The organism is Aquihabitans sp. McL0605, from assembly GCF_049993875.1.
Classification (GTDB): Bacteria; Actinomycetota; Acidimicrobiia; order Acidimicrobiales; family Iamiaceae; genus Aquihabitans.
On the sequence record NZ_CP188252.1, the window covers coordinates 1,606,755 to 1,630,625 of the forward strand.

A 23,871-nucleotide genomic window follows, 5' to 3' on the forward strand; every position below is an offset into this window, starting at 1 on the left:
GGTCAGCCCGGCGCCGGGGCCAGGCGCAGATCGCGGTCCGGCGCCAGCAGCGTGGTCGCCGACGAGGTGCCCGGGCGGCGCACCACGTAGGCGTGGGCCACCACCGTCCCCGCTCCGGTCGGCAGCTCGATCTCGCCCTCCGCCACCAGCGGCGCGTGGTGGCGGAACGAAGCCCCCGTCGCCGGACCGGTGCACCCGGGCAGGACGAGCTCGACGGATCGGGTGCCCGTGACCGCGGCCTCATCGAGGTCGAGCCAGGCCGGCGCATCGGCGCGATCGATGCGGCCCTCGGTGAGCTCCAGGCGCAGCGGCTCCCGGCCGGTCGACGCGGCCAGCCCCTCCGCGAGGTGCTGCACCAGGCGCTCGTGCTGCTCGACGGACCACGAGCGCTCGAGCGGCTCCACCAGCGCCTGCGGATCGACCGGCAGCAGCCGAAGGGGGTCGCAGTCGGGCGCGACCGCCACCCGGCCCGGACGCGCCGACGGGTCATCGACCGCCTCGTCACCGTCGGTCTGGTCACCGTCGGCCTGGTCGTCCGACGCCGGAGGCAGCGCCGCCACCCAGATGGTCACCCGGCCGGCCACCAGGTCGAACGTTCCCTGCCACGACCCGTCCTCGGCCTTGGCGACCGCCAGCGGCGGACCGAGCCAGCGCTCCAGCCCGGTGCCGACCGAGTCCACGTCGACGCCTTCGCCCTCGACCACGACCGGCGGGTGACCGGCGCGCTCGGCGAGGTCGGCGATCACCTCATCGGGCCGGACCACCCAGGGGCGGATGACCTGCCGGTTGCGCAGGTTCACCGGGACCGTTCCGAGGTCGGCGCGCCGGAGGTGGTCGCGCAGGAGGGCGAGGGACTGGTCCCAGACACCCCGGTTGCGACCGAACGACCCTCGCCGCTCGGCGTCGACGGCATCGAGCTGCGCGACGATGACGCGGAGCTCCTCATCGGGGAGGCAGAACAGGCTGAACGGCGACGGCCACAGGACCGGGAGCGCCTGCAGCAGGGCGTCGAGCCGATCGGCTTCGACCACCATGTCGGCCAGCTCGTGCCAGTTGTTCGTCATCAGGCAGAAGTTGATGGCGAACCCGGCGCCGGTCTCCCGGGTGATGGCCCGCAGCCGGTCGCGGTTGGCGATGACCGTGTCGAACGAGGCGCCGACCCGGATCGCCTCGAACAGCTCCCGGCTCGCCGCGTCGATCGACACGGCGATCCCCATGGCCAGCTCACGGACGTAGCGCTCCACGTGGGCCGTGAGGATGGTGCCGTTGGTGGTGACGTGGATGTTCGGCCGAACCCCCAGCTCCAAGAAGAGGTCCCAGATGCGCCGGGCTCCCGGCTCGAGGAACGGCTCGCCGCCGATGAACTCCGCTTCCCGCAGGTGCACCAGGAACGGCCGCACCTCCTCGTAGAACTCGTCGCCGTACGCCGACGGCAGGGGTGCCCGGCCCTCGCGCTGGATCCGGATGGACGACGACAGCTCGCCGTTGCACATCACGCACTGGAGGTTGCACCGGTTCGACAAGGCGAACTCGAGGCGCTGCGGCCATCCCGACCGCGGCTGCCGAGGGAAGCGGTCGAAGTTGTCGGCGGGGGTGCTGGCGCGGTCGGCCACGGTGCCCGGGGCGCAGTCGTCGCAGCCGTGGGGGTACTCGCCCTGGTCCAGCGCGGCGCCGAGGTCGCTGATGATCCGGCCCTCCCAGATCTCCCGCAGGGGCACCTCACCGACGCGACCGAGCGAGATCTTGTCGTTGGCGCAGCACACCCGGACCTCGCCGGTGGGCGAGAACCGCATCGAGACCGAGGGCGCCCGACAGGGAGCCCAGGGCTCGGCGCCGGCACCAGCCGCGCTCGGATCGGGCTTCACGTCGAGGTCACGGCGCCTCCAGCGAACGGCCATCGTCTCCCCTCGTCGTGCGACGGCGTCGTACGCGCTCACGCTACCCGACGGCCGTCGCGGACCACCGGGGTGCCGTCTCGGGCGCGTGCCATAGTGGGTGCTCGTCGCCGGGTACAGAGAGGGAGTCGCCGTGGCCCGATCACGCTGGATCCACCGGCTCCGCCGCCCCGTGGTGCGCGCTGCCGGCCCTGGCGGCGACCCGGAGATCGAGGCGTACCGGCAGCAGCGCCACACGCCCCACCGCGAGTCGATCTGCAACGCACCCTCGACCAACCTGTACTTCCAGGCCGATGGCACGGCGGCGCCGTGCTGGCTCTACTACCCCTGGCGCCCGCCCAAGTGGAGCCCGGAGCGCTCGATCGCCGACATCTGGAACGGTCCCGAGCTCACGAAGGTACGCACCGCCCTGGCCGAGCAGCGCTTCATCGGCCGGTGCTCCGAGTGCGAGCACGACATGCGCACCGGCAACGAGCCGCTGGCCGCGGCGTACGACAACGACCGGCCCATCGGCGCCTGGCCCACCATGCTCGAGCTCGAGCTGTCGAACCTGTGCAACCTCGAGTGCGTCATGTGCAACGGGCTCCTCTCCTCTCGCATCCGCAAGAACCGGGAGGGCCTCGAGCCGCTCGACGTGCCCTACGACGAGACGTTCGTCGACCAGGTCACCGAGCTGCTCCCCCACCTCCACGAGCTGCGGATCAACGGTGGGGAGCCGCTCCTCCAGCCCCTGGTCCACCTGCTGGGCGAGCGGGTGGCCGAGCACCGCCCGGACCTGCGGGTCACCATCGCCACCAACGGCACCGTGCTCAACCGCAAGGTCCGGCAGCTCATGGAGACCTGCACCCTGCACTTCAACATCTCCATCGACTCGCTCCAGGCCGAGCGGTACGAGGGCATCCGCGTCCACGCCGACTTCGCCAAGCTCATGGCCAACGTCGCGGAGATCCACGAGTACTGCCGGGCCAACGACCGCACGCTCTGCATCATGGTCAATCCCATGCGCGAGAACTGGGACGAGATGCCCGAGTTCATCCGCTGGTGCGACGAGCGAGACCTGCCCGTCTGGTTCAACACCATCCGCTCCCCCCAGGAGCTGGCCCTCCACTCGCTCCCCAAGGCCGACCTCGACCACATCGTGAGCACGCTGGAAGCGGCCGATCTCCCCGATCCGGTCACCTTCATCGCGGAGCGCAACGACGGCATCTACCGCCAGCTGGTCCACCAGATCGCCACGTGGCGGGACGAGGCCAGCACCCGGGGCTCCTCGCCCACGAGCACGCCGGTCACCTTGCGCTCAACCCGCTGACGACGGCTCCCGCTCGCTCACCAGCACGAGCGAGCCGGCGGGGCCGAGCCCGGCCGTGGGGGTGGGGAGGACGAGGGCCTCGAGCTCCGTGTCGCGGCCGTCGGCCCGGAACCGCACGTCGTAGGCCATGGCCCCGTCGGCCTCGGCCGTGCGATCGACCATCTCGACGAGCTCGCCGAGCGCGGCACCCAGGGTCCCGAGCAGGTCATCGGCCCGATCCCCGACCGTGGCCGCCAGGACCGATCCCAGCTCCGTGCCGGCGGCCTCGACCTCGGCGACGCGGCCGTCGGTGCCGATGACGATGCGGTGCACGATGCTCCGGCCGACGTGGAACGACGACTCGAGGTGGTCGATGCGCTCCGACGGCTCCACCCGGGCCTCGACGGGTTGGACCGCGAGGTGGGCCTGGAACGCCTGGATCACGCCCTCGTCGTCGCGGACCGGAGCGAGGAAGACCTCGACGCCCGGGACGGTCTCATCACCGAACGTGAGGCGCCAGCGCCGGACATCGGGGTGATCCGCGATGGGGGCGGACACCGAGGGCGCACCGTGCGCCTCGCCGAGCACCGCCAGCAGGTCCTCGATGTCACGGCCGTGCAGACCCTCGAGGGCGACGCCGAGGACCTCGCCCGGCCCGTCGACCACCGAGCCGACCCGGTGGTCGAGGTCGATCGCGAGGTGGGTGGGGGGCGCGCCGCCGACGTCGAGCGCGCCCTGCCGGGCGGCGTCGAGGCCGGGGGCGACGTCGAGCGCCACCAACGGGAAGCCCATGACGCCCAGGTAGTAGTCGACGCCCTTGCCGTCCTCGAGCCCCGCCAGGCGGTGGCGGAGGCGGTCGAGCTGGTCGTTCCAGAGGTTCCGGTTCAGCGCGAGCACGGGGACCAGCTCGGCATCGGCGGCCTCGTACGTGTCGATGATCTCTCGCAGGCGGGTGGGCGCCAGGTGGAAGAGGCTCAGCGAGGTGGGGTAGGTGACGGTGTTGACGTAGGCCCGCAGCCCCTGGCGCTCGGCGTAGCGCAGGAAGTCGGGGAACTGCCGCCAGTTCGAGGTCATCAGGCAGTGCGCGAGGTTGACGCTGGTGCCGTGGGTGGCCGCGTACCCGCGGAACCGGTCGATGTTCTCCAGGACGACGTCGAGGTCGGCCCCGATGCGGACCGACTCGTAGCCGGCCTTCTCGACCCCATCGAGCGACACGATGATCACCATCGGGAGCTTCTCGAGGATCCGCTCGACGCGCGGGCTCCACTGGGTCCCGTTCGTGGTCACGTGGACCTCGGCGGTGGACCCCATCTCCACGAGCATCTCCATGACCCGCAGCGACTCCTTGCCCAAGAAGGGCTCGCCGCCGAGGATCTTGACCACCTTGACGTGCTCGAGGAACGGCCGCAGGTCGTCGAAGAACTGCTCGTCGTACACCTGCGGCAGCGGGGGTCGACCCTCGCGGTGCGTCCGGATGGCCGACGACCAGTCGCCGTTGCACATCACGCACTGGAGGTTGCAGGCGTTCGACATCGACAGCTCGAGCTGCTGCGGCCACGTCGGCTCGGTGGAGCTCGCCTCGAGGTGGTCGAACGTGCGGGCGAACACCAGGGCGTCGTTGCCCTCCGCGACCTGCCACTTGCAGAACCCGCAGCCCAGGTCGAGGTCGTGGGCGAGCATGGCGTCGCGCAGGGTGCGGGCCTGGTGGCCGGCCCAGATGTCGTGCAGGCGGGCCTCGGTCACGTTGCCGAGGGGGTGGTCGGTGTTCTGGCAGCACGCCCGGACGCTGCCGTGCTGATCGAGGTACATCGACGTGAACGGGGCCCGGCACACCCCCGCCGGGAGCGCCTCTGCGGGCCGCTTGCGCAGCAGCCGAACTGCGGTCTCGCCCAGCCGCGTCAACTCGGCGCTCCCCTCGTCACCACGCCATGATACCCCCTGTGGATCCCGCACCGACCCCAGCGCGCCGGCCCCGCCCTCGCCGCGGAGGCCGCCGATCGCCCCGGTCCGCGCGCCCGCGCCGGCCATGACCACGCCTTCTGCGCCGCACCTGCTCACGGTCCTCCACGCCGCCGAGCTCACCGGACCACCGCTGTTCGCCCTGCAGTTCCTGCGCTGGCTGCGCGAGGAGGAACCGGCGTGGCAGCTCTCGACGCTGTTCCTCGACGGGGATGGGCCGATCAGCGCCTCGTTCGGCGAGCTGGGCCCCGTCACCCACGCCGACCACCGCATCCCGCACCGCGCCAGCCGCTCCGTGGCGGGCCGCGCCGTGGCCGCGCGCCGGGTCCGCGACCTCCGGCGGGAGCTGGGCCGGCAGGGTCCCATCGCCCTGAGCCACGTGCACTGCGCGGGGAGCTTCCGCGCCGTCGCCGCCCTCCCCCGCGGCCCGGTCCTGGGTCACCTGCACGAGCTGAGCGTGGGCTTGGACCTGCACCTGGGCCCCGCCGCCCGGGACCAGATCCCCGCCATCACCCGCTTCGTCGCCGTGTCCGACGGGGTGCGCTCGGCCTTCCTCGAGCGCTTCGACGTGCGCCCCGACCTGGTCGAGCGCCAGTGGGGGTTCGTCGATCCGGCCCGGCTGCCCGGCACCACCGATCGCGCCGCGCTCGGGCTGCCGCCCGACAAGGTGATCGTGACCAGCTCGGGGGTCCGCCACTGGCGCAAGGCGCCGGAGCTCTTCGTGCGCGTCGCGCGACGGGCGCGGGAGATCGCCCCGGAGGTCCCGTGGCAGTTCGTCTGGATCGGTGGGGCTGACCGCGGCGGGCTCGAAGGCCTCGTCGCCGCGGCCGGCCTCGACGACCTGGTCCGGTTCCTCCCCCACCAGCCCGATGCCCTGGCGTGGATCGCGGCCAGCGACCTCTTCGTCTTGAGCGCCCGCGAGGACGCGTTCCCGCTGGTGTGCGTGGAGGCCGCGGCCGCCGGGTGCCCGATCGCGACCTTCGACAACGGCGGCGCCGCCGAGCTGGTGCGCGCGGCTGGTTGCGGCACCGTGGCCCCCGCCCTCGACGTGGAGGCGCTGGCGTCGCAGGTGGCCGCGGCCGGGCGCGACCAGGCCGAGCGGGCCCGGTGGGGCGACGCCGGCCGCCGCTTCGCACGCCAGCACCTGTTGATCGAGCAGGCGGGCCCACGGCTCCTCGCCTCGCTGCGCTCCACCCTGGCGAGTCCCGCGTGACCGGGCCCAGCCGAGACGCCCAGGTCGTGGTGCTGGCCTACGACGTCGCCAGCGACGGCCTGATCGATCTGCTCGATGTGCTGGGTCGCCACGCCGTGGTGGCCGACATCGTGCTGGTGGGCGAAGGGGGGCCGCTCGCTCCGCTCCGGGCGTACGGCCAGGTCACGGTGGCCGACCGGTTCCGCCGCCGCGGCCTGGGGGCCGTGGCCCAGCTCGTGGGCGCCCGGCGCCTGGCTTCGGGGCTCAAGGGGGTCCGCGTCCGCCAGGCGCTGAGGGCGCGGGCCGCGCTGCCGTGGATCGTCCAGGACCCTCGGGCGGCCGCGCTGGTGCGCCACGCCCCCGCGAGGCCGACCCGCCTCGCCGCGGCACTCGGCGCCGCGGGAGCGCTGCCGTCCGACCTGGTCCCAGCCGATCTCGAGACCCTCAGCGACGCCGATGTCTGGCTGACGGCGACCGACGGGCAGCGAGCCGCCATCGGCGCCCGGTCGAGCGCGCCGGCCCTCCTGCTCGACCCTGGTGCCGGCCAGGTCATCGACCGGCCGGGCGACGGCCCCGAGCGGTGGCCCGTGGTCCTGCTCCCCACGCCAGGGGCGTGGGACGAGGTCAACCACACGATCGAGGTGGTCGCCCACCTGGCGCGCCACCATCCCGACGTCGAGGTGCTGTGGGTGGCCGACGGGGCCGAGGACCGCTGGCTCGCCGAGCACGACCTCCGGCACCTGGGCACCGCCTCCGCGGTCACGATCGTGACCGCGGCCGAGGTGGCCCGCCGGGCCTTCCGGGCGCTGGTGCTCACCGGCTACCACCGCACCGACCTGCCGCTCGTCCACCGGGCGAACGCCGTGGGTGCGCCCGTCCTGGGCTTCCGTCCCCCCGACGACCCGACGCCCGCCGGACGAGGCCGCGGGCCCGCCGACGGTCGGGCCCGCCCCGGGGCCCCGGCGGTCGCGCCGTTCGCCGTGGAAGCGCTGGCGCAGGCGGTCGACCGCGCCCTCGCCGACGACCAGTTCGAGCTGCCCCGGAGGTTGATGGCCCAGCGACGCGAAGACCGCGTGCAGCTCGCCCGCACCCTGGCGGCGCTGTTCGAGACGCTCGGGATCGACGCCGACACCACGCCCTCGTGACGACCCGCCCGCCGGCGACAGCGGCGGACGGAGCCGGTGGACCTCAGACCAGGAGGCGGATCATCTGGCCGGAGCGCTCGCCATCGTCGTCGATCTGCCACTGCCACCCGCCACCGAGGTAGAAGCGGACGGCCTGCTCGTTGCTCGGGTGGACGGTGAGGTGCATCTGATCGAAGCCCTGCTCCCGGGCGGCCCGCTCGGCCTCCACCATGATCGCCCGCCCGACCCCGCCGCCCTGCACCGTGGGATCGACGGCGATGGACAGCACGCCGAACGAGCGCGGTCCGACCGCCGTGGGCTCCTCGGGCGCCGGCTGCGGGGTGCGCCGGACGAGCAGGCGCAGGGCCAGGGTGATGCGGCTCCAGCTCGATCGCCGCAGCACCGTGCTCGGGTGGCGCACCGCCTGCCCGACGAGGAAGGGCCACTCGCGCTTGAGGAACCCGATGGTCGACCCGCGGAACACCCCACCGAACAAGAAGCCCACCAGCCGACCGTCGAGCCGGGCACCGATCGCCGTGAGGTCGTGGGGCCCTTCGAACTGCCAGAGGTAGCTCCGCCGCACGGCTTCGGTGCCCTGCCGGCCCAGCTCGCTGTCGGGGAACGCCAGCAGGTGGAGGCGGGCGATGTCGGCGAGATCGTCGGTGGTGAGGTCGACCACCGAGACCGCTGGACGCGGCCGGGGGTTCATCTGGCCGTCGCTCACGCGCCCACCGTACTGTGCGCTCGACCTGACCCGATCATGACGTACGGCGCCCTTCGCAGCCCCTCCGCTGCAGGTCATGCTCGGTATCCTCCGGGCACCAGGAGGCGCAGCTCCTCCACCCAGCGGGCCTGGACGGCCGGCCACATCGAGGCCTCGGCCCGTGCTCGGGCGCCGGCGGAGAGGCGCTCGAAGCGAGCCGGGGAGTCGATCAGGCCGGTCACCGCGCCGGCCAGGGCGGGAAGGTCGTCCGGGGCCACGAGGACGGCGTCGACGTCGTCGGTGAGCAGTGCGGGGATGCCGCCGACGCTGACCGCGACCGGCACCAGCCCGTTCGCCGCCGCCTCGAGCAGGCTCACCGGCGTGTTGTCGACGCGGTTGGTGTTCAAGAAGATGTCGTGGTCGGCGAACGCGGCGGCCTTGCCCCGGGCGTCGAGGTAGCCGGGGAACGTGATGCGGTCGTCGACGCCGAGCTCCCGCGCCCGCTCCTTCACCGCCGCCAGCAGCCCGTGGTCGGCGCCGGCCATGGTCATGGTGGCATCGGGGTGGGCCTGGGCGACGAGCCGCATGCACTCGACCGCGGCGAGCGGGTCGTAGTGCTCGTGGAACGTCCGCATCCAGAGCAGCGCCGGCCGCGCCGCGCCGCGGACCGATGCCGCCGGCGGATCGAACGGCAGCACGTTGGGGACCACCCGCACGTCGTAGCCCCACGGCCGGAACGCGTCGGCCAGGAACGACGACGGCGCGAGGATCAGATCGGCGCGGTCGAACGCTCGGCGGACCCGCTGCTCGTGCGCAGGGGCGAACGCGGGGAGGTTGCCGCCGTGGAGGAACAGCACGACCTTCCTGCGCCCGATCCGCCGACCGAGGAACGAGCCGATCTCGGCCATGGCGAACGAGGGACCGGAGAACACGGCGATGACGAGCACGTCGACGTCGCGCCACCGGAGCAGCTCCCAGATCTGGTGGGCCGTGCGCAGCGGCGCCCACTTCACGGAGCTGGCCCGGCGGACCCGGTAGCCCTCGGCGGCGAACAGGCCGGCGAGGACCTCGTCCTGGCTCAGCGCCTGCCCCGGTCGGCCGTCGGCGTGGATCCCGAGGAAGCCGAGGGTGGGCGGCGTCGCCGTCATGCGGTGGGCCGGTCGCGCCCGATCGACGACACGATCAACCGCTCCTTGCCGCCCGACGTGCGCGGCAGGGCCTCCACCCGCTCGTACGTGATGGCGAGGGTGCTGCCGAGCCGCTTGCGGAGCTCCTGGTCCAAGAACGCCTGGTCATCGGCATCGAACCCAGGAGCCGGCTCGAGCAGCACGGTGATGGCCTCGGGCGCGTCCTGCAGGACCTGCGCGCGCCGGAGCCGCTGCACCCGCTGGAAGGCCAGGCTCATGGGCGCCGGGCCCACCACGGACCCCTCGGGCGTCCGCACCACGTCGTCGGCTCGGCCCTGGAGCTCGGAGAGCACCGGCAGGCCCCGCCCGCACGAGCACGGTCGATCGCTCGCCACCGCCAGGTCGCTGGTTCGGTACCGCACGAGCGGCATGCCCCGGTTGATGAGCCCGGTGGCCACGATCTCCGATCCGACCTCGGTCTCGACCAGCTCGAGCACGCCGTACTCGGTGCTCACGTGGAGGCTGCCGTGGGGGCACTCGGACACGTAGGCCACCAGCTCGCCCAGGCTGTAGCCGTTGAACACCCGGCAGCCGAACGCCGTCTCGATGTCGTGGCGGGCCGCCGCCGTGAGGGTCTCGGAGCTCACCATGACGGTGGACGGCGACACCCGCCCGACGTCGCCGGTCTCGAGGAGGTGCGTGGCCAGGCGGTGCACGGCGGACATGTACCCGACCACGACCCGCGGATCGAACGCGGCCAGCGCATCGATGTAGGCCGGGAGCGTGCGATCGTTCAGGTGGTACACGGACAGGTACAGCTGGTTGAACGCCAGGTTCCGCCGCCAGAACGGGCCGTCCTGGTCGGCGGCCGGGACGATGGGCTGACCGTGCAGCGATGCCGTCCGGTCGCCGAACCTCGTGCCGGCCCAGCGCCGCGACCGGGCCTCGTAGGTGGCGTAGTTGGCCCGGACGGCGTCGAGCGTGGCCCAGTAGCGCAGGGGCGTGCCCGTGGTCCCCCCGGTGGTCTGGGCGATGAGGTGGCCGCGATCGCGATCGGCCACGAAGCGCTCGGGATCGGTGCGCACCACCTCCTTGTCGAGCACCGGCAGGGCCTCCAGGCCGGCGACATCGGCGAGGTCCCTCGGGTCGAACCCGAGCTCACGGAACTGGTCGCGGTAGTGGGGGACCTCGGCGGCGCACCAGGTGAGCTGGCGGCGCAGGCGGGCGAGCTGGTCGGCTCGCAGCTCGTCGGGGTCGGCCCACTGGCGCACGTTGAGCTCGTCGACGAGGTGGCGGAACGACCCGTGGTACCGCCGGGCGCGCTCCCGCAGGCCGTATCCGGTGGCCATGGCGTTCTGCACGACGACGGGCGAGCGCCCGTAGAGGTCGGAGAGGTTCACCGGGCCGCCTCGTGGCCGAGGCCCGCTCCCGTGATCGACGCCACGTCGTCGAGCCACCGGCCCACGATGGCGTCCCAGCTCGCCTCGCGCTGGATGAAGGCCCGCCCGCGCTCGCCCATGGCGGCCGCCGCCTGAGGGTCGTCGACGATCGCGCGGACCGCCGCGGCCAGGGCGTCGCTGTCGCCGGCGGGCACCGCCAGACCAGCGCCCTCGTGGGCCACCAGCGCCGCACCCTCGTCGTCGCCGCTGTAGATGACGGGCCGGGCCGAGGACATCATGGGCAGCATCTTGGCGGACCGGATCGAGCGGTACAGCGGACCCGATCGGGTGGTGGCGACGCCGGCGGTCGCCAGCCGGAGGAGCGACGCGACCCGCTCGGGGCTGACCGGGTCCCAGAAGGTCACGTTGGCCAGGCCCCGCTCCGCCGCCTCGGCCTCCAGCCGATCGCGCTCGGAGCCGCCGCCGACCAGCAGGAACCGCACCGGATCGTCGGCCAGCAGCGCGGCGGCGTCGAGCACCACCTCGAGGCCGTGCACGTAGCCCTGGGTCCCGGCGTAGAGGAACAGGTGCTCGCCCGGCGCCAGCCCGACCGCCGCCACGTCGACGGGGTCGGGCTCCCCTGGTGAGAAGAGCTGGTCGTCGGCCCCGTTGGGGAGCCAGGCGATCCGGTCTGCGGGGACGCCCTTGTCGACGATGGCGTCCCGCACGCCTTCGGTGACCGCGTTGACGGCATCGGCCTGGCCGAGCATCCACCGCTCCACGGCCAGCAGCAGCCGCGCCGGCAGGCCCTGGGGCAGCGCGCCGAGGGCGACGAGCGCGTCGACCCACAGGTCGGCCACGTTGATCACGAGGCGCTGGCGCCGCGCCTTGGCGACCACGACCGCCGGAAGGGCACCGAACAGGGTCGGGTACTCCACCACCACCCAGTCGGCCTTGCGGGCCCGGATCAGCCCGAGCAGCGACAGCGCGCCGAACGAGAGGTAGTTGGCGAGGCGCGCCGGCCCGCTCCCCATGGCCGCCCACACCCAGACCCGGAGGGTGGGGACGCCCCCCTCCACGCCCCGCTGCAGCGGGCGGTGCGACCAGCCCGGGAAGATGCGGCCCGTGGGGTAGTTGGGCAGCGCGGTGAGCACCTCCACCCGGTGCCCCCTCGCCACCAGGGCCCGGGTGACCGCACCCAGGCGGACCTGGGCGGCGCCGCGCTCGGGCGGGAAGTACTGGGTGACGAACAGGTAGCTGCTCGAGGGCTCGCGCTCGCTCACGTCGGCGGGTCCGCCGGTCGGGGCAGCCGGACCGACCAGTGGCGCTCGAGCATGCTGCGCACCCGGTCGGTGAAGCGGTCGAGGGTCATCTCGTGGGTGTAGTCGCGGGCATCGGCGGCCATCGCCCGCCAGCGCTCGCCGTCACCGACGAGGTCCACCACGTGCGCCGCCAGCGCGGCGTCGTCGTCGATGGCGAACACCAGGCCGCGGGTGCCGCCGCCGGCGATGTCGTCGGCGAGCGGGCTCTCGGTGAACACCGGGACCGTGGCGTGCACCATCCCCTCCAGGAGCACCTTCCCGTACCCCTCCTGCCGGGTGGCCAGCAGGTGGAGGTCGGCCCGCACGAACGCCTCCATCACGTCGCCGTGCGCCACCGCGCCGTGGAAGGTGCACCGCTCCGCGATGCCGAGGTCTCGGGCCAGCTGCTCGAGGTCGGGGCGGCACGGTCCGTCGCCGTACACGTCGAGGGTGGCGTCGACGCCTGCGGCGATGATCCTGGCCGTCGCCTCCACGACCGTGCGCTGGTTCTTGTTGACGGTGAGCCGCCCGACGGTGACCAGCCGCCACGGACCGGATCGGTCGTCGCTCCCGAGGCGGTCGAGCTTCGCCTCGGCGGCCGGGCCGGCCTGCTCCCAGTACTCCTCGGTGAACGACGGGCTGAAGAACGGCTCCAGGTTGGGGTTCGTGGGGTCGGTGGCGGCGTAGACCGAGACCGGCCCGTCGAACCACCGGCTCCCGAGCAGCTTGCGCTGCAACCCGAAGAAGAACGGCTCCCCCGGGTAGCCCCGCCAGACGCCGGCGTAGAAGCCGTGGCGCCGACGGGTGGCCCGCCACGTGGACAGGATCGCGACCATGCCGATGTTGCAGGGGCAGCGCAGGTGGACCGCATCGACGCTCTTGGCGACCTTGCGGGTGGTCCACGCCCACGACGGGAGGAGCTTGAGCATCCCGATCTTCGCTCGGAGGGTGTTGCCACCGCCGGAGGCCAGGGGCACGATCCTCACGTTGCCCGCCTGGTAGGGGGCGAAGCCGACCGGGGGCGGCCCCGGGTCGAGGGGTGCGCACACGACCAGCTCATCGAAGAGCGTGGCCCAGCGGTCGAGCTGCATCACCACGGGCTCGAGGGCGCAGAGCCGTCCCTCCGCGTCCCGGAAGTGCTGGGTGTCGCCGATCACCGCGAGGCGGAGGTGGTCGACGTCGGTGGTGCTGGCGGCGGCCCCGTGGCCGCTCAACGGGGCGCCAGTTCGGCGATGATCGGGCCCTCGGCCACCATCTCGCGGGCCAGCTGCTGGGACAGGCGGATCCGCCGCACCGTCGACGGGATGTGGCCGAGCTCGGCGGCCACGAACCGGGCCCACTGCAACGGCGTGGCCCGGCGCTTCAGCTGGTACGGGACGATGGCCTGGAGCAGCCCGATCAGCAGGTCCTCGCGGGCTTGCCTGGGGGTGTGGTACCGGGCGGTGTAGTAGAGCATCGCCGGGACCGGCAGGGGGCCCGAGCGGTCGCGCGACCGGAACCCGTCCCACGATCCGTAGGTGCGGAGGCCGCCGGTCTCCGCCTTGAGGTGGGTGCGGATGGCTCCCGGCACGTGGATGACCAGGCCCCCGCCCAGCTGGACGCGCAGGCCGAACTCGGCGTCGCCGCGGCGCTGCCGGTCGAACTGCTGGTCGAACAGCCCGAAGCGCTCGATCAGCGACCGGTGGCACAGGCCGTTGCCGGAGTCCCACTGGTCGGCCACCCGGAAGAACGCGTAGTTCTCGGGGACCGGCGCGCCGGCGACGGCCCGGGACGCCCCGGTGGTGAGGTCGGCGTCGTAGCGCAGGAGGCCCTCGAGGTGGCGCTCGATGAAGTCGGGGACGATGGCGGAGTCGTCGTCGACGAAGGCGATCCAGTCACCGGTGGAGCGTCGGACGGCCTCGTTCCGCGACACCCACTGGCCCCGCTCCTCCTGGAACACCACCTCCAGGGGGAGGATCGCCTGGAAGCGCTCGTAGAAGGCCGGGTCGCGCCGCTCGGGGTCGTTCTGGTCGACCACCACCACCTGGGTGGGAGCCAGCGTCTGCTCCGCGAGCTGCTCGAGCACCCCGGCGAGCAGCTCGTAGCGGCCCAGCGTGGGCAGCACGACGCTGACCGAGGGATCGGGAGGCAGCGCCACCTCCTCGCGCGTGAGCACCGGGGCGCCCCCGACGACCGGCGGGTGCGCCGCGATCGAGCTGGCGCTGGACCGGTAGGCGTTGCGCACTCGGAGCGGGCGGCGGTGGCGGATCGCCCGCCTGAGGGCTGCGTAGGCCACCCACTTGCGGGTGAACGTGCGGCGCAGGAACACGAAGCGGTCGTGCTCGATCAACGGCTCGGCCGGCAACCGTCCACCCGTGGCCAGCGTCGGGGTGTGGAACACCACCGCTCCCTGCTCGATGAGCCGCCGGCCGAGCCCGAGCCCGGCGCCGGTGGTGTGCTCGTAGGCGGGGTCGAGCGACCCCAGCGCGGCGATGGCCGTGCTGCGCACCAGCAGCGCCCCGAGGCCCAGGCGCCACGACACGGCCTCGACCTCGGTGTCGGCGTCTCGCGCCAGCACCCAGGTGGGCTGGATGACATCGTGCTCCTCGGGCTCGCCCCCGAGGCCGCTCGCCAAGCCGGCGTGCCAGGCATCGGCCCGTCCCTGCGTGAGGGTGGCGAGGACGTCGTCGTCGGGCAGCGGCTGGTAGGGATCCCACAGCAGGAGCCACGGCGCACCCGAGGCCGCGGCGGCGGCCAGCGCCTTCGACGCCTGCCCGAGGTCGCCGTCGAGGCAGGTCACTCCACCGTGGGGCCAGCGTGGGGGGCTGGTACCCCACCACAGCAGGTCGATCTGGTCCACGGCCGTCCCTCCATGCATCCGAAGCCGTCGGAGCTTACGGCGTGGCGCGACTCCGACCTGAACGAGAGGTGACCTCGCATCGCTAACATGGCCGGCATCGACGCGCCGACCGTCCCTTCCCCGCGGGTCGACCCGCCACCGACCATGCCCGTCGAGCTGTCCGTTGCGCTGTGCACGTACAACGGTGAGCGCTGGCTTCCCGACCTGCTCGCGTCCATCGCCGCGCAGGCGCGGCCCCCCGACGAGCTGGTGGTGTTCGACGACGCCTCCGACGACCGGACGGTGGCGGTCCTGCAGGAGTTCGCGGTGACCGCCGCGTTCGACGTGCGCATCCACGTCAACGCCGACCGCCTGGGGAGCACGCGCAACTTCGCGGCCGCCCTCGCCGAGTGCCGGGGCCGCCTGGTCGCCCTGGCCGACCAGGACGACGTCTGGTACCCCCACAAGCTCGCCCTGCTCCTCTGGGAGTTCGACCAGGACCCCACGATCTCGATGGTCTTCTCCGACGCCGACCTCATCGACGAGGCCGGCAACCAGCTGGGGAACCGGCTCTGGGACACCCGGCTCATCGGCCGGTTCCTCCGCCGCCACCCGGTCGTCCCCGAGGACCTCTTCGCCCGCCGGGCCCTCACCACCGGCTGCACGATGGCCGTGCGCCGCCGGGTCATCGAGGCGGCCAGCCCGTTCCCCGACCTGATGGACGACCCCCGGGCCCTCATGCGCCACGACCGGTGGCTCTCGCTCGTGGCCGCCGCCGTCGGCACCGTGCGGGCGCTCCCGGAGCCCTGCCTCGGCTTCCGCGTCCACCCGTCCCAGGAGACCGGGGTCCTCGTCGGCCGGCAGCGCACCGCCGCCCTCTGGCGGGCCGCTCGCCGGGTCGGCCGCACCACCACCCCCACGGCCGAGCACCAGGTCCGAGCGGCTCAGCTCGAGGCGGCCGCCGGCCGGGCCGAGCTCATCGGCGACTTCAACGAGGCCGGCGTCCTCCGATCCGTCGCCGACCACCAGCACGAGCGGGCCCTCGTCGGCCAACCCGGCCACGGCCCGATCGCGGTGCTGCGGGCCGCGGCCAACCGCGAGTACCGGGGCGATCCCCTGTCGCTCGTGGCCGCGGCGGCCGACGTCACCCGCGCCCTGAGCCCGGCCTACCGGCGGCCGCGCCCGCCGCTCCCCGTGGGCGAGCCGTCGGGTGCAGGGCACCCGCGGGAGGTCGCGGCGGGGTGATGCACCGCCGGATCAACACGTTGATCGTCACGGACTCGCTGGCGGTGGGGGGCGCGGAGCAGGTCGCGGTCGACGTGGCGAACTCCCTCGACCGGTCCACCCACCACGTGGCCTTCTGCGCCACCCGCACCGGCGGCCCCCTGACCACACGGTTGCGCGGCGATGTCGACGTCACCATCCTGGGGCGGTCCGCCACCTGGGACCTCGCCGGGCTCCTGCGCTTCGCCCGCCTCGTGAACGAGGGCGACATCGATGTCATCCACTCGCACGGCCGCGGCACCATGAAGTTCGTGGCCCTGGCCCGCGTGCTCGGACTGATCCGCTCCGGGCACCTGTTCCACGACCACTTCGGGTGGCTGCACGTCGACCGCAACGCCCACCCCGACCTGCGCATCGCCATGCAGCGCGGGGTCGATGCCTACATCGGCGTCGACAGCCGGCTGTGCACCTGGGCGAGCACCACCGCGGGCATGGACCCGGACCGGGTCTTCCTCGTGCGCAGCGGGGTCGACCTCAGCCGGTTCGATGGCGTCGTCCCCGTCGACATCCGCGGCACCTACGGCATCGCTCCCGACCAGGTGGTCGCGGTGATGGTGGCCAACATCCGGCACCCGAAGGACCACCCGACGCTGTTCCGAGCGATCGCCGAGCTCCCCACGGAGCTCCAGGACCGCCTGAAGGTCGTCATCGTGGGAGCCACCGGCGTCGACCTCGCCTACGAAGCCGGGTGCCGGGCCATGATCACCCGCCTCGGGATCGAGCGGTGCATCGAGATCTACGGCCGGAGCGACGATCCGGCCGCCATGCTCGCCGGCGCCGACGCCGCCGTGCTGTCCTCCAAGAACGAGACCGGTCCGCTCGTCGTCCTCGAGTACATGGCCAGCGGCCTGCCGTTCGTCGCCACCGACACGGGCGAGATCACCCATGCGGTGAGCGGGCTCGGCGTCGGGTTCGTCCCGCCCCCGAGAGACCACCAGGCCCTCGCCGAGGCGCTGACCACGCTGCTGCGCATGACCCCCGCCGAGCGCCAGGCCATGGGCCGCCGGGGCCGCGAGGTGGCCGAGCAGCTCCTCGACCAGCGGAAGGTCACCAAGACGATCGAGCAGATCTACGAGGTGGTGCTCGGGCTGAGGTCGGAGCCCGACGTGCTGCGCTCGTTCGCGAACAGCATCGATCACACCCCTCGACCGGTGCCGTCGCCGAGCCGTCAGCGCCGGCGGCTCGACCAGCGGCGACACCCGGACCACGGGCCTGAGCCGGCTCGTGGCTAGGCTCAGCGCCGCTCCGCCGAGGCGACGGTCGGCCGAGCAGTCATCGCAACAGCCCCAGGGACCTCCGTGACAACCGTGAACGCCGTTCGCCGCGAGAAGGCGGCTGCTCCTGCTGCGAAGCAGAAGGAGGAGAGCCTCCTCAACACCTACCGGCCCGTCTTCGAGGGGCGGAAGCGGTACCTCGTCATCATGGCGGGCGCATCGTTCATCGCCGGCGCCTCCGAGGGCTTCCTCCTCGTGATGATCGCCAACATCGCGCTGGTGATCGGGTCGCAGGGCGACGCCAGCGTGCTCGGCTCGGGCATCGGGCCGCTCTCGGCCACCGCGCTGACGATCAAGGAGTCCTTCGCGATCGCGCTGACCCTCGCGGTCATCCGGTTCACGTTCCAGATGCTGGCCTCGCACCTGACCGCACGCCTCTCTGCCGACCTCACCACCGAGATCCGCGCCGACACGTACCGCGATTACGCCAGCGCGTCGTGGGCGGAGCAGTCCCGCCACCAGGAGTCCGACATCCAGGACCTCCTGCTCCGCCACGTGGGCCGCCAGACCTCGTCCATCAGCGTCATCGCCGGCGCCATCAGCGCCGCCTGCACCCTGGTCGCCCTGGTCGCGTCGGCCGTGCTGGTCGATCCGGTCGCGGCCGTGATGATCTCGGTGGCCGGCGGCGCCCTGTTCTTCGCCATCCGGCCCCTCAGCCGCATCGGCAAGCGGGTCTCGATCGCCGGCCAGGACGCAGGGATGCACTACGGCCAGCGCTCGCTCGAGGCCATCGGTGCGAGCCTGGAGCTCCGGGCCTTCGGCGTCACCGACGTCATGAGCGATCGCCTCGCGGAGGCCACGTTGGCGGAGGCCAAGCCGACCTACCAGTCGGTCCTGCTCCGCCAGGGGATCACCTCGATCTACCAGATGGCGATGATCCTCCTGCTGCTCGGCGGGCTGTTCGCCAACTACGTGTTCTTCGACCAGCAGCTGAGCTCGCTCGGCGCCATCGTGGTGATCCTGATCCGAGCCCTCACCCAGTCCAACAGCCTGCAGAACTCGTACCACTCGATGGTCGAGTCGGCCCCCTACTTCGAGCGCATCGCCGAGGAGCGGGCCCGGTTCCGCGCCGCTCGCCCCAAGTCGGGCCACGTGCGGGTCGGGAGCCACGAGCGCCTCCGGTTCCAGGACGTCAGCTACGCCTACACCGAAGGGATCGATGCGCTCTCGCACGTCGACTTCGAGGTGCAGGCCGGCGAGGCCATCGGCATCATCGGCCCGTCGGGCAGCGGCAAGTCCACGCTCATCCAGGTGCTCCTCCGGCTCCGCGAGCCGTCCACGGGCCGCTTCCTCATCGACGACACCGACGCCTCCGACGTCGAGGACGACGACTGGTTCTCGCAGATCGCGCTCGTGCCCCAGGAGTCGCGCCTCGTGCGGGGCACCGTGCGCGACAACATCGCCTTCTTCCGCGATGTGAGCGATGACGACGTGGTCAACGCGGCCAAGCGGGCCCACATCCACGACGAGATCATGGCCCTCCCCGAGGGCTACGACAGCGACCTCGGCACCCGCGGCGGCGCGCTGTCGGGCGGCCAGAGGCAGCGGATCTCGATCGCCCGCGCCCTGGTCCTGCGCCCGTCGATCCTCGTGCTCGACGAGCCCACCAGCGCCCTCGACATGCGTTCCGAGGCGCTCGTCCACGAGACGTTCACCCGGCTGAAGGGCTCGGTGACCATCTTCGCGATCGCCCACCGCCTCTCGACGCTGAACACGTGCGATCGCATCATGGTCATGCACGGCGGCGAGCTCCAGGCGTTCGCCGCCCGGGACCATCTCGAAGCCGACAACGAGTTCTACCGAGACGCGCTGCGCCTGTCGCAGATCCGAAGTTGAGACTGCGATCCCGCACCCCGCGACGGCTACCGTCGTCTCGACCCCGGTAGGGTCACCCGTCCCGGGTCGGGCCGACGCTGAGGGTGCAAGGACGGTCCCCGTCTGGCCCTCTCACGGTCCAGGGGATGCCGTTGGGGAACCATCCATGGAGGAAGGCGGCTGAGAACCAGCCGTAGGAAGAGAGCATGCAACCCACGCAGGACTCCACAGAAGTCAGCTTCACCCAGTACCTGGAGGTGCTGCGCCGACGCTGGCTCTGGATCGTGTTGACCCCAGCGGTGCTCGTGGGCTTCACGCTGTTCACCGATCTCCGCGCGCAGCCGGTGTACTCGGCGTCGTCCCAGATCCTCCTCCAGTCGAAGCCGTCGGAGAACATCCTCACCGGCTCGGTCCAGGACCAGGACCCGGCGCGGGCCCTGCAGAACGAGCTCCGGGTCATCCGCAGCCGCAAGGTCCAGCTCGCGGTCCAGGAGAAGTTCGGGAGCCCGATCTCCGTGAGCGCCGTCGCCGGCGGTGAGGACGACGTGATCATCGTCAGCGCCACGTCCAGCGACCCCGACGATGCGGCGAAGCGGGTCAACACCTACGTCGAGACGTACCAGACGGCCCGGCTCGACACCCTCCTCGACGACCTGACCAGCACCAAGAAGATCATCCAGCAGCAGATCGACGACTTCCAGTCCCAGGTCGACAAGATCAACGAGCCCCTCGCCGCGCTCGACGCCCAGATCGCCACCATCGCCACCACCGATCCGCGCTACGACAGCCTGGTCGCCGACCGCGAGCGCCTCAAGGAGCGCACCGACGCCCAGCGGACCGACGCCCAGAACCAGCTCGCCGACTACCAGCAGCGGCTGCAGATCCTCCAGCTGTCCGAACGCCTCACCACCACGGGCGGCGTCCAGGTGCTCAACCCGGCGAGCCCCCCGCACACCCCCATCTCGCCCACCATCGCCCGCGATGTGCTCCAGTCGCTCATCATCGGCCTGTTCCTCGGCGTCGCCCTGGCGTTCGCCCGCGACCAGCTCGACGACTCGATCCGCTCGAAGATCGATCTCGAACGGTCCACGAAGGACCTCCCCACCCTCGCCCTGATCCCCGACGACGCCATGTCCCTCGATTCGTCGTCGAAGGGCCTGGTCACGGTCGACGCGCCGATGTCCGCCGGCGCCGAGGCCTATCGAGGCCTGCGCACGGCCATCCAGTACGCGCAGCTCGAGGCGCCGATGCAGATCATCCAGATCACCAGCGCCAACTCGGGCGAGGGCAAGACCACCACCATCTCCAACCTGGCGGTGGCGTTCGCCCAGGCCGGGAACCGCGTGATCGTCGTCGGCTGCGACCTGCGCCGTCCCCGCCTGCACCAGACCATGAAGGTCGAGGGCAGCGTGGGCCTCACCTCGGTGGTCCTCGGCTACCAGACGCTCGACGAGGCCATCCAGACGTCACCCCGGCACCCGAACGTCGACGTGCTCTGCTCCGGCCCGTTGCCTCCGAACCCGTCTGAGCTGCTCAACCACCAGCGGACCGGCAACATCCTGCGCCTCCTGGCCGAGCAGTACGCCGTGGTCTTCATCGACTGCCCGCCGGTGCTGCCGGTCACCGACTCGCTGGTGCTGAGCCGCAACGTCGACGCGACCATCTTCTTGGCCCGCTCGAACGTCACCACCCGCCGGGCCTCCCGCCGCGCCATCGAGATGCTCCGCCAGGTCGACAGCCCGTTGGTGGGCAGCGTCCTCACCGGCGTCGCCGGCGAGGACACCTACGGCTCGTTCTACGAGTACTACGGGTACACCCCGCACTCCACCTTCCCGGTGATCGGCCGCTTCTTCGGTCGCAAGTCCTACGACCCGCCTCGCATCGACACCGACCAGCTCCCGCCCGAGCCGAAGGACGAGAGCGCCTCCAGCATGCCCCGGGCCTGATCTTGGCCCCACCCCCTGAGTCCGTGATGCCGCCGTACGGCGAGCTGGCCCGGGCCGGCTCGCCGCCGCCCCCGAACCTCGCCGTCGCCGGCATGCTCACCCGCGGCGACCCGTCGAAGCACCTCCTCGTCCCTCGGTGGATGATCCTCCTCGCGGCCATCGTGGGCCAGGCGGTCCTCACCCGGGCCATGACGAGCTCGCCGATCATCGGGGCGGCCCAGGCCGCCGTGATCCTTGCGATCATCGGCTACAGCACCCTCAAGCGCGACACCATCGTCGCCCTGTGCGTGCTCGCCTACATCCCCAACGCCGAGATCGTCTGGCGCCAGGTGCGGGCCCCGGTCCCGTACCAGCTCGCTCCCTACGCCACCATCGCCATCGGCGTGCTGGTGATGGTCACGAAGTACAACAAGCTCACGAAGCCGGGCCGGATCGCGCTCTTCTACATCATGCTGCTCATCCCCTCGACGATCATCACGATCTCGCTGCTGGGCGGCGCCTCTCGCCAGTTCATCTCGTTCGCCCTCGCCGGCCCCTTCGCCATGGCGACGTTGGTGGCGCTGTTCTCGCAGATCACCATCGAGCCCTGGCTGTACCGGCGGATCCTGTGGGTGATGCTGGTCAGCGGGCTCGGTCCGCTCATCGCGGCCCTCACCTCGATCAGCGACTACATCGCGGCCAACGGCGGCCTGGTGTTCACCGATCAGTCGAACTTCGTCACCAGCGGCGGCTTCGGGCCGGTGCAGGTCTCGAGCCTCATGGGCCTCACCGCGCTGTGCGCGGTGCTCGCCTTCCTCGCGGAGCGGGAGCTCTCGGTCAAGCTCATCGCGGCGGGGCTGGGCCTCTTCGCGGTCGTGCTGAGCTTCCTGACCTTCAGCCGCGGCGGCATGACCGCCACGGCGCTCGCCCTGTCCGGCCTGGTGATCAGCCAGGCGCGCAACCGGGAGATGCGGCTCAGGATCCTGACCGTCGTGGCCGTGGTGTTCGCCCTCGGGTACTTCGTCATCATCCCCCACCTCAACCAGTTCACCAACGGTGCGTTCGACAAGCGGTTCTCGGACACGTCCTCAGGCCGCACCCAGCTGGCCACCAACGACCTCGCGATCTTCCGGGAGCACCCGCTCTTCGGCGTCGGCCCCGGCATGACCAAGTACAACCGGATCCCGTACAACATCTGCCTGCTCCGAGCCGACCGCTGCAAGAACGAAGGCTCCTCGCACACCGAGTTCACCCGCATGCTCGGCGAGCACGGCGTCCCGGGCCTGGTGGCCATCGCGCTGATCGTCTACCTGGTGTACCTGGCGTTGAAGCGCGCCGGACCCACGCTCCCGATCACGGTGGCCTTCTTGACCTGGGCGATCGCGCAGATGTTCTACGCCAACTTCCGCGTGGTCGGCATCGCGTTCGCGTTCGGGTTCGCGTTCGTCCACATCGCCCCTGCGATCACGGGCGGCGCGGAGCAGCCTGCCCAGCCGACGAGGCCCGTCCGCGCTCGGTGAGCGCGTCGTACGCCTGCACGAAGTTCCCGATCTGACGGCTCACGTCGAACGACCCCACGGCTCGGCGGGCCGCGGCCACGCCCAGCTCGGCGGCCAGGGCCCGGTCGTCGACGAGCCGACCGAGGCAGGCGGCAGCGGCCTCGGGCTCGGCGACGGGCACGAGGAAGCCGTCGATGCCGTCGTCGATGACCTCGCCCATGCCGCCGCACGAGGTGGCGACGACCGGCAGGCCGGCGGCCATGGCCTCGAGCACCGCGTTCGAGATGCCCTCGCTGAGGCTGGGCAGCAGCAGCACATCGGCCCACACCAGCAGCTCCCGGATCTCGGCCTGGGGCTGCGTGCCGAGCAGCGTGGCCTGGCGCTCGAGCCCCAGGTCGTGGATCAGGAAGGAGAGCTTCTCCCGCTCGGGGCCCTCGCCGGCGATCCGGTACTCGACGGACCGGCCGGACGCGACCACCCGCGCCACCGCCCGGAGCCCGTCGTCGAGGCCCTTCTTCCAGTGCAGCCGGCCGACCGACAGCACGCGCAGCGGGCCGTCGTGGGGGGCGCGCCGAGCGGCCAGCGGCGCGAAGTCGGCGACCGGGATGGCGGGCCGGTTGACCAGGATCTTGTCGTCGGGTGCCCCCAGATCGACCACGGTGGCCCGCATGTCATCGGAGACGCAGTGGATGAGGTCGACCTGCTCGAACAGCGCCCGCAGCGCCGGGGGTCGGGTCGGGTCGCTCAGGGGCACGATCTGCTCGCCGGCCCCGCGGCAGCTGACGACCAGCTTCGCCGGGCGGAGGCGGTCCAGCACGTCCAGGTAGCCCACCCCCACCCCGGAGAACTCGAAGTGCACGATGTCGGCGCGGGCGCTCACGAGCGGAGCGAGGTGCGCCCGGCCCCGCAGGGACGGGCGGGCGTCGCCACCCGACGACACCGAGCTGCCGATCAGCGCTCGTGCCGCTCCGGCCGCGCCGCGGCCCTTGGTCGCGATGAGCGGGCGCGGGCGCCACGGGTTGGTGGTGACCAGCGGAAGGCCCTGGTCGTGGGCGCCGGGGGCGAAGCGGCCGGCGGCGACCGTGACGGGCACCCCCGCATCGCGGAGGCCCGTCAGCTTGCGGACGATGAACGTCTCCGACGGCGCCGGGAAGTAGTCCAGGACGGCAAGGACGCTGGGATGGGGCATCGGTCGCTCTCGGGCGTCGGGCAGTGGAAGGCTCAGCACCCGTCGTGCCGGAGCCGACCCTCGGGATCCCCGTCCGGCCGACGAGGCCCTGACGGTATC

At 72.4% G+C, this 23,871-nt stretch carries 17 protein-coding genes; 8 read left to right on the forward strand and 9 right to left on the reverse strand.

Annotated elements, in window-relative coordinates; genetic code table 11:
• Positions 1–2: 2 nt before the first annotated feature.
• Positions 3–1,898: a radical SAM protein gene (locus tag ACPPVX_RS07275; protein ID WP_426574233.1), complete on the reverse strand. Its 1,896-nt coding sequence runs from the start codon at positions 1,896–1,898 to the stop codon at positions 3–5.
• A gap of 130 nt (positions 1,899–2,028) precedes the next feature.
• Between ACPPVX_RS07275 and ACPPVX_RS07280 the strand changes: the two genes are divergently transcribed.
• A complete protein-coding gene (locus ACPPVX_RS07280; protein ID WP_426574234.1) occupies positions 2,029–3,204 on the forward strand; it encodes a radical SAM protein in 1,176 nt (391 codons plus the stop codon).
• Here the strand turns inward: ACPPVX_RS07280 and ACPPVX_RS07285 are convergent.
• Positions 3,193–5,085, reverse strand: a complete 1,893-nt coding sequence (locus ACPPVX_RS07285) for a radical SAM protein (protein ID WP_426574235.1) — start codon at positions 5,083–5,085, stop codon at positions 3,193–3,195. The two genes, ACPPVX_RS07280 and ACPPVX_RS07285, sit on opposite strands and share 12 nt — an antisense overlap.
• 124 nt (positions 5,086–5,209) lie before the next feature.
• On the opposite strand from ACPPVX_RS07285, the gene ACPPVX_RS07290 reads away from it, so the two are divergent.
• Both ACPPVX_RS07290 and ACPPVX_RS07295 read left to right on the forward strand, forming a co-directional pair.
• A complete protein-coding gene (locus ACPPVX_RS07290; RefSeq protein WP_426574236.1) occupies positions 5,210–6,355 on the forward strand; it encodes a glycosyltransferase family 4 protein in 1,146 nt (381 codons plus the stop codon).
• Complete coding sequence (locus tag ACPPVX_RS07295) at positions 6,352–7,479, forward strand: hypothetical protein (RefSeq protein WP_426574237.1); 1,128 nt, start codon at positions 6,352–6,354, stop codon at positions 7,477–7,479. Before ACPPVX_RS07290 ends, ACPPVX_RS07295 begins: the two co-directional genes overlap by 4 nt.
• Before the next feature lie 43 nt (positions 7,480–7,522).
• On the opposite strand, the gene ACPPVX_RS07300 is transcribed toward ACPPVX_RS07295, so the two are convergent.
• From ACPPVX_RS07300 to ACPPVX_RS07325, 6 genes are all read right to left on the reverse strand, one after another.
• Positions 7,523–8,182: a GNAT family N-acetyltransferase gene (locus ACPPVX_RS07300; protein WP_426574238.1), complete on the reverse strand. Its 660-nt coding sequence runs from the start codon at positions 8,180–8,182 to the stop codon at positions 7,523–7,525.
• 74 nt (positions 8,183–8,256) lie between these two features.
• Positions 8,257–9,309: a glycosyltransferase family 4 protein gene (locus ACPPVX_RS07305; RefSeq protein WP_426574239.1), complete on the reverse strand. Its 1,053-nt coding sequence runs from the start codon at positions 9,307–9,309 to the stop codon at positions 8,257–8,259.
• The gene (locus tag ACPPVX_RS07310; RefSeq protein WP_426574240.1) at positions 9,306–10,688 is read right to left on the reverse strand and encodes a phenylacetate--CoA ligase family protein; all 1,383 of its coding nucleotides are present in this window, start codon (positions 10,686–10,688) and stop codon (positions 9,306–9,308) included. Before ACPPVX_RS07310 ends, ACPPVX_RS07305 begins: the two co-directional genes overlap by 4 nt.
• Entirely contained in the window at positions 10,685–11,950 is a 1,266-nt protein-coding gene (locus tag ACPPVX_RS07315; protein ID WP_426574241.1) for a glycosyltransferase family 4 protein, read from the reverse strand. The genes ACPPVX_RS07310 and ACPPVX_RS07315 overlap by 4 nt, the downstream gene beginning before the upstream one ends.
• Positions 11,947–13,182, reverse strand: coding sequence for a glycosyltransferase (locus tag ACPPVX_RS07320; RefSeq protein WP_426574242.1), 1,236 nt, complete (start codon positions 13,180–13,182; stop codon positions 11,947–11,949). The genes ACPPVX_RS07315 and ACPPVX_RS07320 overlap by 4 nt, the downstream gene beginning before the upstream one ends.
• Positions 13,179–14,807, reverse strand: a complete 1,629-nt coding sequence (locus tag ACPPVX_RS07325; protein ID WP_426574243.1) for a glycosyltransferase family 2 protein — start codon at positions 14,805–14,807, stop codon at positions 13,179–13,181. The genes ACPPVX_RS07320 and ACPPVX_RS07325 overlap by 4 nt, the downstream gene beginning before the upstream one ends.
• A gap of 87 nt (positions 14,808–14,894) precedes the next feature.
• Between ACPPVX_RS07325 and ACPPVX_RS07330 the strand changes: the two genes are divergently transcribed.
• From ACPPVX_RS07330 to ACPPVX_RS07350, 5 genes are all read left to right on the forward strand, one after another.
• Positions 14,895–16,031, forward strand: a complete 1,137-nt coding sequence (locus tag ACPPVX_RS07330; RefSeq protein ID WP_426574244.1) for a glycosyltransferase family 2 protein — start codon at positions 14,895–14,897, stop codon at positions 16,029–16,031.
• A complete protein-coding gene (locus tag ACPPVX_RS07335; protein WP_426574245.1) occupies positions 16,031–17,302 on the forward strand; it encodes a glycosyltransferase family 4 protein in 1,272 nt (423 codons plus the stop codon). The genes ACPPVX_RS07330 and ACPPVX_RS07335 overlap by 1 nt, the downstream gene beginning before the upstream one ends.
• Positions 17,303–17,368: 66 nt before the next feature.
• Positions 17,369–19,180 carry an ABC transporter ATP-binding protein gene (locus ACPPVX_RS07340; protein WP_426574246.1) on the forward strand — a complete coding sequence of 604 codons (1,812 nt, stop codon included), beginning with the start codon at positions 17,369–17,371 and terminating at the stop codon, positions 19,178–19,180.
• Between the two features lie 185 nt (positions 19,181–19,365).
• Positions 19,366–21,105, forward strand: coding sequence for a polysaccharide biosynthesis tyrosine autokinase (locus ACPPVX_RS07345; RefSeq protein WP_426574247.1), 1,740 nt, complete (start codon positions 19,366–19,368; stop codon positions 21,103–21,105).
• 26 nt (positions 21,106–21,131) lie between these two features.
• A complete protein-coding gene (locus tag ACPPVX_RS07350; RefSeq protein WP_426575006.1) occupies positions 21,132–22,604 on the forward strand; it encodes an O-antigen ligase family protein in 1,473 nt (490 codons plus the stop codon).
• Here ACPPVX_RS07350 and ACPPVX_RS07355 read toward each other — a convergent pair.
• Positions 22,549–23,772 carry a glycosyltransferase family 4 protein gene (locus ACPPVX_RS07355; protein ID WP_426574248.1) on the reverse strand — a complete coding sequence of 408 codons (1,224 nt, stop codon included), beginning with the start codon at positions 23,770–23,772 and terminating at the stop codon, positions 22,549–22,551. The two genes, ACPPVX_RS07350 and ACPPVX_RS07355, sit on opposite strands and share 56 nt — an antisense overlap.
• Positions 23,773–23,871 lie beyond the last annotated feature (99 nt).